Genomic DNA, 15,918 nt, shown 5'->3' with positions numbered 1-15,918 from the left:
TTTGCGCGTTCATGCGCGCCTGCCCACCTTCAGGAAACGTCTCCATGTCCAAGCTCGCTGCTGCTGTATTCACCGGTTTACTTGGAGGGTGGGGCCTTTGCAGTGCCGCGTGGGCAGAAGGCATCACGGGCGACGTGGGCGCGGGCCTCAGCTATCAGCCCCACGACCCCAGCGCCAGCCGCTACGAAACCCGGCCTGTGCCTTACCTGGACCTGGATTGGGGCGACGTCAGCCTGAGTACCGATGACGGCCTCACCTGGAGCGCCCTGGATACCCACGGCCTGACCGCTGGCCCCTATATCAACTACCTTCCGGGGCGTACTTCCAACGGCGAATTGCAGGGCCTGCGCAACGTGTCGGACATGGCCGAGGTGGGCGGCTTCGTCCAATACGCCCCGGCCAATTTCTGGCGGGTCTATGCGCAATTGGGCCAGGCCGTGGGCGGCGGGCATTCCCAGAGCGGCGCCCTGGGTAAAATCGGCGGCGAACTGGGTTACCCCGTGGGTGGCGGGATTATCGGCAGCAATAGCCTGGTTGCGCATTTTGCCGATGCGCGCCAGACCAATACCTTCTTCGGCGTGGACAACAACGAAGCCGTCGCTTCAGGCTTGCGGCCCTATAACGCGAGCGGGGGCTTCCAGAATGTGACGCTGAGCCAAAGCTTCGCCTTCCCCCTGGCGCCCCATTGGTCGCTGCTGACCAGCGCCAGCTGGGTACACCTGGTGGGGTCGGCGGCCAAGAGCAGCATCGTCAAGGAGGCTGGCCATGTGAATCAGGGCCAGGTGCAGACGGCGATCAGCTACACCTTCGACTGAATTACACGGGAGCAAAATTGTGGGAGCGGGCTTGCTCGCGAAAGCAGTGTGTCCGTCACCCGCTACTTAACTGACCCACCGCATTAGCGAGCAAGCCCGCTCCCACATTGAGCCTGTGTTTCATAGCACTAACTTCAGTGTTCTTCGCCTTCAGCCAACAGCGCGATACCACCGATAATCACCACCACGCCCACCCAATGCAGCACGCTGATGTGCTCGCCCAGCCCCAGCCAAGATCCCAGCAATACGGCCACAAACACCAGCGAACTCAGCGGAAACGCCAGGGACAAACTGCTACGCCGCAGGATCAGCATCCACACAAAAAACGCACCCAGATAGCTGGCAATCGCCGCCAGAATCCCCGGGTTGCGCGCCACGTCCGCCAGCCATTGCCAACTGAAGTCCATCGGCCCCAATTGATCGCCGGCCACCTTGGTGAACAACTGCCCGGCGCTTTCGGTGGCGATCAGCAGTGCCCACAGCACCAGGGTGCCAAGCCGCCCATGCAGCCAGCCGGTATTGATTGTTTGCGTTGTCATGCCTGGTTCCCCGCGATTGCTACCAACATCACACCCAAAGTGATCACCAATGTGCCCAGCCAGCGACGTCCGCTGACGGTTTCCTTGAGCACCACCCTGCCCGCCAACACCACCAGGCAATAGGCCAACGCCGCCAGCGGAAACAGCAGACTCAAGGGCGCACGGGACAGCGCTTCGAGCCACACAAAAAACTCAATCACATAGGCGCCGACGCCGGCCCACAGCAGCGGCGCATTGAACACCTGGCCCCAGAACGCACGCAGGCGAAAACCGCCATCGAGTTGGGGCAAACGGTCCACGCCCAACTTGAAACACAGCTGGCCAATCACATCGAGGACGATGGAAAACGCCAGTAACAACACCACGGTCAGGGTCACGGGAACAGCTCCTCAAACAGGTCGATCAAGGCTTCATTGGTTGCAGCATTGCGCTGCAAGTCTTGCGGGCTCCAGCGCTCCGGTGGCGGCTGGTCGGACTTGGCTTCCCAGCGCTTGAACGCGTTGCTGAACGCCGGTGTGGCGAACTCACCGCAGATGTCGATGCCAATGATGCGTTTACCCGCCGCCAACGCCCGCAGGGCCTGGAGCAAATGGGTCAGGCGCATGCCGCCCTGGTCCCAGTTGGTGGCGGCGTCTTCACTGGCCAGCACATCTTTGTCGATGGTGATCCAGATCGCCTCGGTGGGCAGGCTGGCAATCATCTGGTCGAGGAAGGCTGCCCAATCCAGGTCCGCCAGGTTGCGCCAATGCAGGTGGTTTTCCTGTTGCTGGTGGCCGGCGCCGTCCCCCACCCGGCCCCAGACCTTGGACGGCGGATGCTGCCAGGGAAACAACTGCAAACGCCCGCGCTTGAGGGCGCCAAGGTTGCCGCCGCGCAGTTGCGGGTTATGCAGGTCATCGCTGCACGGGCCGAGGGTGACGATGCGTTGGATCGCCGGCATCTTCAGCGCCCGGTTGACCCACGAACCGCAGTGCCGCTTGGGCGCAAAGCGCACCCAGTCGGGGTGGTTGTCAAAGTGAATCAGGCTGACGGGCTCTTTGAGATCGGCCAAAAACGCCGGCGTAAGGTGGTGATAATCGCCGGAACCGACAAACAGGATTTCCGGGCGCGCGTCACGGGGCCGTGGCCGTTGGGCCAGGCGCTCGACGAAACGCTTCCAGGTTTTTTCGGTGGACCACAAACGCAATTTCGGGCCCAGGTCCAGCAGGTCCAGGCGCGTGGCCCGACCGCTGGCCAACCGCCGGGCAATCGGTGCCTGGCCGGTGAGGCTGTGGTCAAGGTCTAGAATGTTCAAGGTAAGTTTCACCCCTAATGGCAGCGCCCAACCGCAGGCCGGTTGGGCTTTAGGGGTGTAATGCAAGGGATGGGCCAGCGCTCGGATGAGCGCCATGTTTGCAAACAATGAGTATCACGTGTGGGAGCTGGCTTGCCGGCGATAACGGTGTGTCAGCCAGCCCATTTGCAACTGACAGTCCGCTATCGCAGGCAAGCCAGCTCCCACATTTTGCTCCGTGCTCGGCCTCAGGATTTCGATTCGTTGATAATCTGGCGAATCGCGCCGACGAAGGCTTCCGCCGGTTGCCCACCGCTCACCGCATATTGGTCATTGAAGACAATGGTCGGCACCGAACTCACCCCACGAGAAACCCACAGCTGTTCCTGCTCGCGGACTTCGGCGGCGTATTCATCGCTGGCAAGAATCTCGGCGGCGCGCGCAATGTCCAGCCCTACGCTCTCGGCGATGATCGCCAGGGTCGCGTGGTCGGAAGGGTCCTGGCCATCGCTGAAATACGCCTTGAACAGCGCTTCCTTGAGGTTGTATTGCAAACCTTCCAACCCGGCCCAATGCAACAGGCGGTGCGCGTCGAAGGTGTTGTAGATACGGCTCTGGCCGTCGGTGCGGAACGCAAAGCCCAATGCGGCGCCCATGTCGCGGATACGCGCACGATTAGCCTGGGACTCTTGCGCCGTGGAGCCGTACTTTTCGGTGATGTGCTCGACGATGTTCTGCCCGATGGCGGGCATGTTCGGGTTCAGTTCGAACGGCTGGAAATGAATCTCGGCCTGCACTTCGCTGCCGAGCTGGTCGAGGGCTTCGGTCAGGCCGCGCAGGCCGATGATGCACCAGGGGCAGGATACGTCGCTGACGAAATCGATTTTCAGGGGGGTACTCATGGTGGGCAACCTCGCGGGCAGTCATGCGCATACATAAAGGTTGCACGATACACCACCTTCACAGCACCTTCGAAGGCTCGCTCAAATCGATCTGCGCCCAGTGCGCGGCATCCTGGCGATGGGCTTGCAGGTAGGGCAACACCGCCGCCAGCAAGGGCGCCTTGAACGCTTCCTGAAAACGGTGGGCCAGGCCGGGAATCAATTTCAACTGGCTGCCCTGGATATGCGCGGCCAGATGCACGCCGTGCATTACCGGCAACAACGGGTCGGCGGTGCCGTGTACGACCAGGGTCGGCACCCGCAGCTGGTTGAGCAAGGGCACACGGCTCGGCTCGGCCAGGATCGCCATGATCTGGCGCTTCACGCCTTCGGGGTTGAAGGCGCGGTCATAGGACAGCGCCGCCTGGTGCAGCAACGCCTGGCGATCGTCCTTGATATCCGGGCTGCCCAACGCCGCGAGCAAGTCTGCCTGTTGCTCCAGCGCCACCTCACGATTGGGCGCGCTGCGCCGCGACAGCAATTGCACCAGGGCTGCGTTCGGTGCGGGCAGGCCCTCGGCGCCGGAGCTGGTCATGATCAGGGTCAGGCTTTCCACACGCTGTGGCGCCATGGCCGCCAGGTGTTGAGCGATCATGCCGCCCATGCTTGCGCCAAGGACATGAAATTGCTGCACCTGCAATGCATCCATCAAGCCCAGCGCGTCGTCGGCCATGTCGGTCAACGTATAGGGTGCCGCCACCGGCAAACCGAGCTTGTAGCGCAGCACTTCGAAGGTCAGGTTGGCGCTCGCCGGCGCCTGCCGCCAGGTGGACAGGCCGACGTCGCGGTTGTCGTAGCGAATCACCCGAAAGCCTTGTTCGCACAGGGCCACCACCACTTCATCCGGCCAGTGAATCAACTGCCCGCCCAGCCCCATCACCAGCAGCAACGCAGGGTCGGACGCACGGCCGATACTTTGATAGGCGATGCTCACCTGAGCCAGGTCGACCGTTTGGGTCGGGACATTGACATCACACCGAGAAGCCGCAAAAGACGGCAGGCCGAACAGGAGAGCGGCCACTAAAAACAACGCACGCATGAAAAACACCAAAACGCAGAACCCCAGTAGAGCGCGAGTCTGATGAAGTTTGTTCAAGCGCGCTGCCACAGTTCGATGACAGTTTGATGAAGAGTGCCCAGCGGTCATGTCGATAGCTATGTGCCGCAGCCCACTTGGCATGTCGATCTCTAATAGGGCTTTGGCCTTTTAGATAGAGCGAATCCGCCCCATGCCTTCTTCCATTGCCCTACCTCCTGCGACACACCCACTGATGCAACCGGCCATCGACGAACACCTGCTCGCCGATGCCACGCAACGCTTGCAGAACTGCCGCGCCGAGCTGCTCGTGCTAATGGAGGGTATCCCGACGGTGCGCGACACCATCAATCGGATGCTCCAAGCGCAGCTTCAATTGGACGGCGAGCGCGTGGCACTGGAGTTTCCCGCCACCGAGCGACGTGGGCGCAGCCGCATTGTCCTGACAGATGCCTGCCTCTATATGCAACAGCATCCGGCCCTTGATACAGCGCAGGTGCCGGACGCACGTGTGCTCAACCTGCCGCAGTCCCACGCGTTGTCGCGCTACACCGCGGCGATGCTGCTCGACGAGCTCAAGGGCCTGGACCTGGAACAAAGCCTGGATGACCACTGGCTGCGCTACTGGCGTACAGAGCGAGCGCCCCGCTCGCCGGTAACTTGCTACAAGCGGGTGCTGGAGCTGTACCGGATTCACATTGAAGCCAGCGCTGAGCGGTCACTCGCCTCGGGGAAGGTGCATGCCGAAGTCCTCGATCCCGTGTTTTCACTGCTCCATTCGCAGTCTGCTACAGCGCAGACACCTCGCCGCTACACCGAACACCTATTTCTCAAGCCCCACGACGCCCCAGCCATCGCCCTGCCTGGTGCCTGGGTATTGAGCCTCGATACGGAAACGCCGGCCAGTCAACTGCTGTACCTGCCCACTCAGGTTCCGACATGGAAGGTATTGAGCAGACGCGAAGACCTGGAACGCTGGCTGCTCGACCGACAGCCAGCGCTGTTCGGCATCACCGAGGTCGATCCTTTGGCAAGGATCGACTATAAGGCCAGCCACAACCCGCTGGAAACGGGCATCACCCTTTGGCTGAAGCAATTGCCCGAGGCGCAATATCAGGACGCGCTGAGCCCGCTTGCGAACGTACAGATCCACAACGCTTACTTGGCCCTCCAGCACGTCGACCGGCTTGATGACATGCGTAAAACCCGCTGTCTGTTTGCCTCGGAGCCTGAACACCCGGAATCGGCCGTCGGCACCACTAGCACCCCACCCGTTCCCCAATTCGGCCGGCTGCATAACGGTGTCGATACCCGCCAACGCAAAGCTTTGATCGAGCACCAACGGCGCGCCCTGGAAAACCTGTTGGGCAACGACACACCAACGAGTGAGCGCTGGCAGTCATTCAAGCAACAACTGGACGCACTCAAGGCGCTACAACACGCTGCCGAAGCGGCGGCGCGGGCCATGCTCAACCGAGCGCCCCTGGATTTCGACACGCTCAACACCCACTACACCGCGCTGTACCAGGCACGTTTGCAGGGGGTCAAGACCGAAGCGCGTATCCAGAGAACCCTCGATCAACTAAGTGAGGACGAACTGCAACTGATCGAAAACGCCCTGGCCGCACCCTCGCCGGATGTCGTCGCATTGACCTTGTCGGTCACTCAGGCCGGGAATCCAACGCCTTCCCGCACCGAACTCAACGGGCCACTGGTTTTCCTTCCACCCCAGGACGAATCCACGGCCGGGACACGTGAAGGCGTGCATATCATTTACTGGCCCGGCAGGGACGGTGGTTTGCAGCGTTTCTCGTCGCGCCAGGCACTGGAGGATGGGATATTTGGCATTCAGCCCGAGGATCAACAACTGGCGCTGCAATTCACGACACTGACCCAGGACCCATTCGACTACAGCTTGAGCAGTCAACAGGCCGCCTTTGAAGAACAGGCCGCCCGCGTGCGCCAGACGTGGTCAGCCGATGAACACGCGTCACAGCGCGTCGGTGAACTGGAGCAACGGGTGGAGCAAACGCTGCCTGGCTTGTTGGCGCCCGAAAACTCGGCGCGTGAGGCGGCGTTTCTGCTACTTGTCGAACAACATAATGCGCGGCTGCTGGCCGAACGACTGCCGTCATGGCTGATCACTCAACCCGTTGAAAAACGCGAGGCATTCAAGGCCCTGCTACGCGCCTATATACCGGCGCTGAACAATGCCCAGACGCTGCTGGAGCGCTCCCTGCCACCGCGTGACGCGTTCGTCAGGCACAAGCTCGATGCGCGTATACGCAAGGATTTTTCCATCCGCAAAGGCTTTACTCTTCAACTGGAACTGCCTGACTCGGTGGAGCATAAACGCGACATCATTGCCGGCGCCGCACCGGGTACTCCGGTCAAAATCATTGATGTACCCAGTGCCAGGCGCAGCCAGATGACGTTGGACGACCTGGCGCTACGCAACATCGACGCCGAACTGAGCCAGCGCCTGGGGTTCGTGACTGTCCAGGTGACAGCCGACGATGTCGAGGAGCGTGACACCCTCAAGGCTGGCATCACAAAAAGCTACCTGAAGAATCTAGTTACCGGCCTTGACCTGGCTAAACAGTACGAAGTCCGCATCCTCGACGCGTTCAAGGGCGCCCAGGGCGAATCCATCCATCAAAAACTCTACCGCCGCGAATGCCTGGTGGAGCCTTTGCGCCTGATGCTCAAAACGCAGGGCATATTGGCGCACATGCAGAACCACATCAGCGCCGACGAAGTACAGGTGTTGAACACTGCCATCGACGCCGATACCCAGGCCGCCTGGCACGCCAGCGCGAAGCGCATCCGTCTGCTGCCGGCTCATCTGAGTGTTGGTGGTGCGGACACCCGGCAGGAGAGCCAGATTACCCTGTCGGGCATCACATTCATCGAGGAACAAAACTCGGGCAGCACCTTGCTTTACCTTCCGGACGCGCCTGACGAACGCTACCTGCGCCGTTATGCCAATCTTGAGCAGGCGCGCATTGCCCTGTTCGAACTCTGCCGTCTCGACAGCATGGCGCTATACGTGGCGGGTCGCGCAATCAAGGGTGATGTGCGAGCACACCTGGGTCGTATCGACCATGCCACCGGTAAAGGCTACGACGCGATGATACAGGCCGGACTCCCCTGGCCAGTCACCACTTCGTTGGCCGCCCATCAGTTGAATGCTCAGATGGGCCGTTTGCTGGAAGCGCATCGTAATGATGCGCGATCCAATGATGACCTGGCCCACGAAAAATATTCTCTCAAAAGCGGCAAGGTGTTCAACGGCATTAAAATCGCTCTGTCGTTCGTACCCTTCATCGGCACTGCAGTGTCCCTGGCAGACGCCACCACCAGCCTGTACCAAGCCGTAGCTGCCTTCAGGCGCGGTGACAGCGGGCATGGCATCGAACAATTAGCCTCGGTGTTCGAGTGCCTGGTATACGCGGCGATGGATACCCTGGCGCTGGCGGCCGTGCCCGGCTCACGCGGCAGTTCGGCCCGGCGATTGAGCGCCGCCCACCAGCTCAAGCATCCGCGACGCCCAAACTTTTGGCGCTCTGTCAAAACACACCAGCGCACAACCGCACGCCAGCGTTTTGCCGGTTACGAACACCCGCATATCTTCAGTATCGACAGCCTGCAACCGGTACATACCGGGCCTTATCGCCATACCCTGCGCCACACCTCTGGCGAGCATTTCATCCTCAGTGAGGGGCGCTATTACAACGTCAAGTTTGATCCAACGGCTCACGAGATGCGTCTGGTCGCCAAGGGCAAGTATTACTCACCGGCCGTTGCCCTGGACCACGCGTTGCAGTGGGACACTTACTCGGCACTGCATGGCGGCCACCTCACGGGTTATGGCGGCGGCAGCAGGCGCACAGGACGTGACGCATCGCGGGCGCGGGCCAACGTGCCAGCAACCGTCGCTCGGCAACTGCCTGCAGACGCGCTTGAGGTCAATATGCAGCGCCTCGAACTCGGCCAATCCCTGCAAAACCAGGCCCGTGCCTGTTACGGTCAGGTCAGCGAGACCACCAGCAAGCTAAAGAAATTTGCCAGTGACTATCCGGCCCCGTCAGACGTATCACCACAAAAATTAACGGACAGCAAAATCCTGGATATCGCGCTGACCAGAGACGTCGACGATGCCAAGCACCTGTATGCATCGTTCGAAACGGCTAAACAGCGTCAAGTGCATATTCGCGACCTCGACTATTCCGAGGAACTGAACCGGACAGCCCACATCGTAGCGGACCGCCTGAACCACCTGATCCAGAATGCAAAAGACCGGGCCGGTGTGCTTATCGATCGAATCATCGAGATCAACCACCAACTGAACCGCTCATCTCACACACCAGGGGCTCTTCAAGCACTGACCCAGGAAATCAGACAGTGTCGCCTTGACTTGCTCGATGAGCTGAACCGGATAGAGGCCTCGATGAAAGACATGAGCACGTGGGTCAAACGCATCACCGTCAGGCACACGCGCACGGAGGTCTCCACCTACTTGGATGCCTGGAAAAACAGGTTTACCGACCTGCGCATGGCGAGCACGAGAAGCAGCAATCTCATGCAAGCGCTCAGCCTGCGGCCAGACACCTTGAGCATTGACTGGCTGTTTCTGGAGGCCGCAGTGCATCGAGCCAGAAGCAAGTTCGATCGTGCCGTCACCAGCCACATGACGTTGCCCGATGCCAACATCAGCCGTGTCGAACGCAACCGGGTCCTGCAAAACTGCATCAAGGTCTATGAAGACTTGTCGCTTGACTTGATAACCTGGAACGAAAAATCGCCCAGCCATTTCGACCAAAGCTTTCTGGCGCTGCTGCAGAAGGATCTTGCCCGCCTGATACGAAAAGCCCAGCGCACGATAAAAAAGCCCGCTTCCCAGTCAACATCGAACACCACCCAAACGGTGTTTGAAACTGAAGAGGGTCAGTTATTGATTGGTATCGAGAAGCCGGCCGGCCAGCAGTCGCCGAGGCAATTGATCATCAACGATGCGGATGGGGCGACTGTTGAAGTGTGGGACAAGATTGGCGACAGCAACACCTTTCGCTTGAACACCAACCAAAGCCGAACGGTTGCCGCCCCACCGAAGCTCCCCACCGACGTAAACGCCTTGCTCGCGAACGCCCGTGCACGCTTGGCGGCGGCGGATGCCTTTGAAAATAAGGTGCGAAGCTACAAAACCATGGAACCGATCAATCTTGAACATATGCTGGTGACCGAGGCCAACGATCTGCGTGCCCGCGCCAGCAAAGTGCAGAGCCTGGATGCAAACAACCCGATCATCGAACAACTGAACACTCGAGCCAGTGCGCTTGAAAAGTCCGGTGAAGCGTTGCGTATCACGCGCAGCCTGCAAAGCAGTACGCCTACCGAGGGCTACCTGGATTACCTGATGGGCAAAGGTCGCGTGGTAATCCGCAAGAAAGGCACACGGCAAAAAATGCGCGAAAAGCGTCCCGATGGACAAGACGACTACCTGCAAGAATATGAAATATACGAGGCGAGCAAGCAGGCGAAAACCGACAAACCGATCTGGTACGCCCATTTTCATTACGATGCGCCGAACTCGGCATTCGACAGTTTTCGCAAAGCACATTTAAAGCTGCAACATCAGCAATATCTCGGGATGAAATGGCAAGCCGCCAAAGAGGGTGCTGGCGCTGCCTTTGCCGACACCAGGATCTGGCGCGGCAACATCGACAAGTCGATCGCCGAAACCCACTTCCTGCCATTGGGTTGACGCCGTTACGCTGCGGCCAACATGAACAAAGCTCAATGCATTATCATTGAACGCAAATTGCACTCATGAAGGCCGCCATGCTCGAAATTCGCCACCTCAAGACGCTTCACGCCTTGCGCGAAGCTGACAGCCTGGTCGAGGCCGCCGAACGCCTGCACCTGACCCAGTCCGCCCTGTCCCATCAGTTCAAGGAGCTGGAAGAGCGCCTGGGCATGCAGTTGTTCGCGCGCAAGACCAAGCCTGTGCGCTTCACCAGTGCCGGCCTGCGCCTGCTGCAATTGGCCGACGCCACCCTGCCCTTGCTGCGCGGCGCCGAGCGCGATATTGCGCGGCTGGCAGGGGGCACCGCCGGGCGTTTGCACATGGCGATCGAATGCCACAGTTGTTTCCAGTGGCTGATGCCGACCATCGACCAGTTCCGCGATGCCTGGCCGGAAGTCGAGCTGGACCTGGCCTCGGGCTTTGCCTTCGCGCCGCTGCCGGCCCTGGCCCGTGGCGACCTGGACCTGGTGGTGACCTCCGACCCGCTGGAACTGCCGGGCATCACCTACGTGCCGCTGTTCACTTACGAAGCCATGCTGGCGGTGGCCAACCAGCACGCGTTGGCGAACAAGTCCTACATCGTGCCGGAAGACCTGCTGACAGAAACCCTGATCACCTACCCGGTGGAACGTGACCGCCTGGACATCTTCACCCGCTTCCTGGAACCGGCCGACGTTGAACCGGCCCAGGTACGGACTTCGGAGCTGACGGTGATGATGATGCAACTGGTGGCCAGCGGCCGTGGGGTGTGCGGCATGCCCCACTGGGCGCTGCATGAATACAGCTCGCGCGGGTATGTGAAGGCCAAGCGTTTGGGTGAGAAGGGTTTGTTCGCCACCTTGTATGCGGGCATTCGTGCCGACATGCTCGATGCGCCTTACATGCGCGACTTTTTGCTGACGGCCAAGGACACCTCATTTTCCACCTTGGATGGCGTCAGCGCGGCGCGTTGAACGGGCTTCAAGTGTGTGGCCTTGTGTGAGTAATGCCGGTCAGTTAAACGCAGCCCCCCCTGTGGGAGCGGGCTTGCTCGCGAATGCGGTGGGTCAGTCAACGTATCCAGTGACTGGTATCGCGCTTTCGCGAGCAAGCCCGCTCCCACATTTTGATCTTCGTTGCTTTGAGTATTGCGTTCGCTTAACTGACCGGGATCAGGGCTTGCCAGCGATGCAGGCAAGCCAGCTCCCACAGTGAATTTCAGTCAACGTGCAATTCACGCCACATGTGGATCTTGTCGAAGTATTCGACACCTACCCGCACCGCCAGTGGCTCCAGGCCGTACTGAATGAAACCGCAGCGCTGGTAGAGCGCAAAGGCGGCGTCATTGCCGGCGGTGACCGTCAGTTGGATCAGCTTCAGGCGCGGGTGGCGGCGGGCCTCTTCCAGTGCCGCTTGCACCAGTTGCCGCCCCAGCCCCTGCTGTTGATAAGCCTCGGTCACGTACATGCCGAACAAGGTCACTTTGTGCCGGGCCTTTTCCCGTGGCTCGAACGCAAGGCCGACAATACCCGCCAACTGATCGCCGTCGAAGGCGCCAAACAGACGGTCCAGCGGGCTGTCGAGGCGTTTTTCCCACCAGTTCAGGGGCATCAGAGCACGCTCGGCCACGCTGGAGGTGAACGCCTGGGGATAAGCGCCATACGCCTGTAGCATCAACGCCCGGTAAGCAGGCGCGTCTTTAGCCTCCAGCGCGCGAATGATCATGCGTCGATCAGCGACGCGCGGTAGAGCGGCAGGATCGTATCGCGGGTCAGCGGCGCCAATTGCAGGCCGCCATCGCCCGAGGGGTCGATCCAGCGGATTTCTTCAATTTCCGCCGCTGGCATCACCGCAACGTCGATCTGCACCTGGAACAGCTCGGCCTGCACGGTGAAGCCCGGTTCGTTGGCGGCAGGCGCCGAGAATTGGCCCAGGTACGTGGCGTCCTCTACCTTGATGTGCAGGTTCAGCTCTTCATACAGCTCACGGGCCAGCGCCTGGACGGGTTGTTCGCCTGTGTCGATCTTGCCGCCAGGTTGCATGAACGCCTGGGTGCCGCGCTTGCGCACCAGCAGGGTCTGGCCGGCTTGATCAATGAGGATGGCGGCGGCGATGCGGATGGTTGAATCATTCATGAAAGAATCGAGGTCTCTTCGGGCTGTTTGATAAATACGCTGTACTTGGCGCCTTCCATCGCTTCGAACGCGATCAATTTGTCCACCAGCGGCAAGTTCAGCACTTTGCCGGCATTGAGCAACAGCATGCCGTTATCGGCGTTGAGGTTACGGGCCAACACCATACCGGCCTCAAGCTCACGGGTGGTGAGGACTTTGACCGTAGGGTCGCCCAGGGTCACGTCGCTGAGGAAGGTGGCGCAGGCTTGCACAAAATCTTCCACCAACGCCGGGTCATACAGGCGCCCGGCGTACTTGCGGATATACAACAGCGCTTCGTCGCTGTTGAGGTGTCGCTCCAGGATCAGGCCTTTCTGCAATTCGATAAAGTCCACCGCCAGCTTCAGCAGCCGTGAACCGGGCGGGATGGTATCGCCCTTGAGGTGGTCGGGAAACCCCGTGCCGTCCCAACGTTCCTGGTGATGACGAATGATCCGCGCCGCGTCCTTCATCGGCTCCAGGGTCATCAGCAACGACTCGCTCTGCCCCGGATACTCACGGTACAAACCGCGGTCGGTGCTATGCAGTTTGTCCGACGGTGCAACCATCATGCTGTCGGTCCAGCTCAACTTGCCGATGTTGTACAACGCGGCGGCCATGGTCAGGTCACGGGTGCTGGATTCGTCCATGGACTGGGCGGCGCAATACACGCGGATCAACTCGATCAACGCACGGTTGGTCTGTTTGTCCTTGGGCAAGCGCAGGTTGGCCAGCAGCGAGAAGACTTCGGTGCCGGTCACGTAGCTGCGCTTGAGCTCGTCGTAGGCCAGGTCGAGCATGTCGGCGGTTTGTTGCAACTCGGCGGTACGCGCCGCCACACGTTTTTCCAGGGTGGCGTTGAGCAGCTTGAGCTGTTCGGTCTGGTCTCGGGCCAGGCGTTCAAGCCGTTGGTGCTCGAGGGTTTGCTGCAACACCAGTTGCAACTCCTCGTCGTTCCAGGGTTTGCTGATGTAGCGGTGGATCTGCCCGTCGTTGATCGCCTTGATGATGGTGGTCAGGTCGGCGTAGCCGGTGAGCAGGATGCGGCTGGTGGCGGGATACAGGCGGTGGACCTCGGCCAGCAGCGTGGCGCCGTCCATGCCGGGCATGCGCGCATCGCTCATCACCAGATCGATAGGCCGGGTCGCCATGATCTCCAGCGCCTGGGCGCCGCTGGTGGCCAATACCACGTCATAGGGCTGGCCGCGCAGCAGGCGGCGCAGGCTGTTAAGGATCGACTCTTCATCGTCGACCAGCAAAACAACGGACTTCGTAGCGAGTTGTTCATCCATGGCGACTCTGCCTTCAAATTAAACGAAGTTAGGCTAAATTGAATCCGCGCAATACAAAGCGCGATTGATTTGACGCCAACTGGCCGTCGATATCAAGGGAACTCAACTATGCTGCACTGCATGCTCGCGCCCCGTTCAGTTGTAGAACCAGGGAAGGAATTGTCATGCCATCAAGCCTTTTGCACGTGCCGAGTGCGCCATGAGGACGGAATCGGGCCGGGCCAACCGGCGCATCCTGATCGTGGATGACACGGCTTCGATCCACCAGGATTTCCGCAAGATCCTTTGTGCCGACGAGTACGGCGAGCCCTCCCTCGACACTCTGGAGTCCGCCCTGTTCGGCACCACGGTGCCGGTGCGCCAGGCGTTTGACCTGGACTCGGCCTATCAGGGCCAGGAAGCCTTGGCGCTGGTCAAGAAAGCCCTGGACGCCCACTCGCCCTACGCCATGGTGTTTATCGACATGCGCATGCCCCCTGGCTGGGACGGCCTGCACACCATCGAACAGTTGTGGGAGGTGGACCCCAACCTGCAAATCGCGCTCTGCACGGCCTATTCCGACTATTCCTTCGAGGCCATCGAAGCGCGCCTGAAGTACAACGACCAACTGCTGATCCTGAAAAAGCCCTTCGACCACCTGGAAATCCGCCAGATGGCCAGCGCCCTGACCTGGAAATGGCAACTGGCCCAGGACGCGGCCCTCAAGGTGATCAGCCTGGAGCGCACCATCGAGGAACGCGTGCAGGAGCTGCTCAAGGTCTCGCACTTATTGCAATACGACGCCCTGACGGAGTTGCCCAACAGCACGTTGCTGGGCGACCGCCTGACCCAGGCGATCGCCTTGGCCCGCAGGCACGACACGCAACTGGCGGTGATGTTTCTGGGGCTCGACCGCTTCAAGCGCATCAACAACGCCCTAGGCTATCCGGCAGGCGACGAGGTGCTGGCGCAGGTGAGCCTGAGCCTGGTGGCGGCGGTGCGGGCGTCGGATTCGGTGTTTCGTTATGGCTCCGATGAGTTCGTGGTGCTGCTTAACGATATCCAGCACCCCCAGCAAACCCAGCACATTGCGCAAAAGGTACTCAATGCCGTCAGCGCGACTCGCCATGTCGCGGGGCATGACCTGAGTGTGAGCGCCAGCCTGGGCATCAGTATTTACCCCGATGACAGCGACAATGCCGTGGGTTTGCTCAAGCACGCTGAAACCGCGATGCGCACCAGCAAAGAACGCGGCCCGGGGGATCTCAGCTTTTACACCGAAGACATGAACCTGCGCGCCCAGCACCAGCAAAACCTGGAAAGCGCGATCCGCCAGGCGCTGGACCGCGATGAGTTTGTGCTGCATTACCAGCCCAAGCTGGCGCTGGAGACCGGGCGCATCGTCGGTGCGGAAGCGCTGACACGCTGGTTTCGACCGCAGTCGGGTTGGGTCAGCCCGGCGGAGTTCATTCCGGTCGCCGAAGACAGCGGCCTGATCGTACGCCTGACTCAGTGGGTACTGCGCCAAGCCTGTACACAGGCCCAAGCCTGGCGCGAGATGGGCCTGGCGCCCCTGCGCATGTCGGTGAACATCTCGGCGATCGACTTTCGCCAACGGGACTTCGTCGACAACCTGGCCGCCATCCTCAAGGACACCGGCCTGCCGCCCACCCAACTGGAACTGGAAATCACCGAAAGCGTGCTGATGCAGAACGTCGACGAAACCGTGGAAACCCTGCAAAAGATCAAGGCCATGGGCATCCGCCTGGCCCTGGACGATTTCGGCACTGGCTACTCCAGCCTCAGCTACCTGCGGCGCTTTCCCATCGACGTGCTGAAGATCGATCAATCCTTCGTGCGCGGCCTGCGCATCAATAGCCAGGACGAACAACTGATCAGCGCTATCATCGGCATGGGCAAGAGCCTGGAACTGAACATCATTGCCGAAGGCGTGGAAACCGTCGACCAACTGAATTTCCTCAAAGCCCAGCAGTGTGAGGAGGGCCAGGGTTTTCTGTTCAGCAAGGCGCTGCCTTCGAAAGATTTCGTGCAGTTGCTGCAAACGGATAGCGCGACACTGATGCCGGATCAATAAAATCATTAGC

Annotated in this window: 12 protein-coding genes; 4 read left to right on the top strand and 8 right to left on the bottom strand. The window is 60.4% G+C overall.

Features of this window, described 5'->3' with window-relative positions; all coding sequences use genetic code 11:
- The first annotated feature begins 44 nt into the window (after positions 1–44).
- Positions 45–815, top strand: a complete 771-nt coding sequence (locus tag JMV15_RS01425) for a MipA/OmpV family protein (protein WP_020301179.1) — start codon at positions 45–47, stop codon at positions 813–815.
- A 134-nt stretch (positions 816–949) separates the two neighbouring features.
- On the opposite strand, the gene JMV15_RS01420 is transcribed toward JMV15_RS01425, so the two are convergent.
- The 5 genes from JMV15_RS01420 to JMV15_RS01400 all read right to left on the bottom strand — a co-directional run bounded on the left by JMV15_RS01420 (position 950) and on the right by JMV15_RS01400 (position 4,607).
- Complete coding sequence (locus JMV15_RS01420; RefSeq protein WP_014717122.1) at positions 950–1,354, bottom strand: EamA family transporter; 405 nt, start codon at positions 1,352–1,354, stop codon at positions 950–952.
- Complete coding sequence (locus tag JMV15_RS01415; protein WP_014717121.1) at positions 1,351–1,731, bottom strand: DMT family transporter; 381 nt, start codon at positions 1,729–1,731, stop codon at positions 1,351–1,353. The genes JMV15_RS01420 and JMV15_RS01415 overlap by 4 nt, the downstream gene beginning before the upstream one ends.
- The gene (locus tag JMV15_RS01410; RefSeq protein ID WP_032872911.1) at positions 1,728–2,648 is read right to left on the bottom strand and encodes an arginase family protein; all 921 of its coding nucleotides are present in this window, start codon (positions 2,646–2,648) and stop codon (positions 1,728–1,730) included. The genes JMV15_RS01415 and JMV15_RS01410 overlap by 4 nt, the downstream gene beginning before the upstream one ends.
- 227 nt (positions 2,649–2,875) lie before the next feature.
- A complete protein-coding gene (locus JMV15_RS01405; RefSeq protein ID WP_014717119.1) occupies positions 2,876–3,529 on the bottom strand; it encodes a DsbA family oxidoreductase in 654 nt (217 codons plus the stop codon).
- A gap of 58 nt (positions 3,530–3,587) precedes the next feature.
- Positions 3,588–4,607, bottom strand: coding sequence for an alpha/beta fold hydrolase (locus JMV15_RS01400; RefSeq protein ID WP_019817689.1), 1,020 nt, complete (start codon positions 4,605–4,607; stop codon positions 3,588–3,590).
- Positions 4,608–4,797: 190 nt separating this feature from the next.
- Between JMV15_RS01400 and JMV15_RS01395 the strand changes: the two genes are divergently transcribed.
- A complete protein-coding gene (locus JMV15_RS01395; protein ID WP_235991926.1) occupies positions 4,798–10,368 on the top strand; it encodes a dermonecrotic toxin domain-containing protein in 5,571 nt (1,856 codons plus the stop codon).
- Between the two features lie 77 nt (positions 10,369–10,445).
- Entirely contained in the window at positions 10,446–11,363 is a 918-nt protein-coding gene (gene metR / locus JMV15_RS01390) for a transcriptional regulator MetR (protein WP_014717116.1), read from the top strand.
- 244 nt (positions 11,364–11,607) lie between these two features.
- On the opposite strand, the gene JMV15_RS01385 is transcribed toward metR, so the two are convergent.
- Genes JMV15_RS01385 through JMV15_RS01375 form a run of 3 tightly spaced genes read right to left on the bottom strand, consistent with a single transcriptional unit; the run spans position 11,608 to position 13,834 of the window.
- A complete protein-coding gene (locus tag JMV15_RS01385; RefSeq protein ID WP_014717115.1) occupies positions 11,608–12,114 on the bottom strand; it encodes a GNAT family N-acetyltransferase in 507 nt (168 codons plus the stop codon).
- Positions 12,111–12,524, bottom strand: coding sequence for an NUDIX hydrolase (locus JMV15_RS01380; RefSeq protein ID WP_103451499.1), 414 nt, complete (start codon positions 12,522–12,524; stop codon positions 12,111–12,113). The genes JMV15_RS01385 and JMV15_RS01380 overlap by 4 nt, the downstream gene beginning before the upstream one ends.
- Positions 12,521–13,834: an HD domain-containing phosphohydrolase gene (locus tag JMV15_RS01375; RefSeq protein ID WP_014717113.1), complete on the bottom strand. Its 1,314-nt coding sequence runs from the start codon at positions 13,832–13,834 to the stop codon at positions 12,521–12,523. The genes JMV15_RS01380 and JMV15_RS01375 overlap by 4 nt, the downstream gene beginning before the upstream one ends.
- A 199-nt stretch (positions 13,835–14,033) precedes the next feature.
- Between JMV15_RS01375 and JMV15_RS01370 the strand changes: the two genes are divergently transcribed.
- Complete coding sequence (locus tag JMV15_RS01370) at positions 14,034–15,908, top strand: putative bifunctional diguanylate cyclase/phosphodiesterase (RefSeq protein ID WP_020301183.1); 1,875 nt, start codon at positions 14,034–14,036, stop codon at positions 15,906–15,908.
- Positions 15,909–15,918 lie beyond the last annotated feature (10 nt).

Origin of the sequence: Pseudomonas paracarnis (genome assembly GCF_904063055.1) — a bacterium.
Classification (GTDB): domain Bacteria; phylum Pseudomonadota; class Gammaproteobacteria; order Pseudomonadales; family Pseudomonadaceae; genus Aquipseudomonas; species Aquipseudomonas paracarnis.
The sequence above is the reverse complement of the archived record's forward strand: the minus strand, read 5'-3'. Positions and strand labels throughout refer to the sequence as shown.

Bases quoted from the DNA above. Each gene is read 5' to 3' on its own strand.
- metR (WP_014717116.1), top strand. From the start codon at position 10,446: ATGCTCGAAATTCGCCACCTCAAGACGCTTCACGCCTTGCGCGAAGCT.
- JMV15_RS01405 (WP_014717119.1), bottom strand. From the start codon at position 3,529: ATGAGTACCCCCCTGAAAATCGATTTCGTCAGCGACGTATCCTGCCCC.
- JMV15_RS01420 (WP_014717122.1), bottom strand. From the start codon at position 1,354: ATGACAACGCAAACAATCAATACCGGCTGGCTGCATGGGCGGCTTGGC.
- JMV15_RS01375 (WP_014717113.1), bottom strand. From the start codon at position 13,834: ATGGATGAACAACTCGCTACGAAGTCCGTTGTTTTGCTGGTCGACGAT.
- JMV15_RS01385 (WP_014717115.1), bottom strand. From the start codon at position 12,114: ATGATCATTCGCGCGCTGGAGGCTAAAGACGCGCCTGCTTACCGGGCG.
- JMV15_RS01370 (WP_020301183.1), top strand. From the start codon at position 14,034: ATGAGGACGGAATCGGGCCGGGCCAACCGGCGCATCCTGATCGTGGAT.
- JMV15_RS01395 (WP_235991926.1), top strand. From the start codon at position 4,798: ATGCCTTCTTCCATTGCCCTACCTCCTGCGACACACCCACTGATGCAA.
- JMV15_RS01380 (WP_103451499.1), bottom strand. From the start codon at position 12,524: ATGAATGATTCAACCATCCGCATCGCCGCCGCCATCCTCATTGATCAA.
- JMV15_RS01425 (WP_020301179.1), top strand. From the start codon at position 45: ATGTCCAAGCTCGCTGCTGCTGTATTCACCGGTTTACTTGGAGGGTGG.
- JMV15_RS01400 (WP_019817689.1), bottom strand. From the start codon at position 4,607: ATGCGTGCGTTGTTTTTAGTGGCCGCTCTCCTGTTCGGCCTGCCGTCT.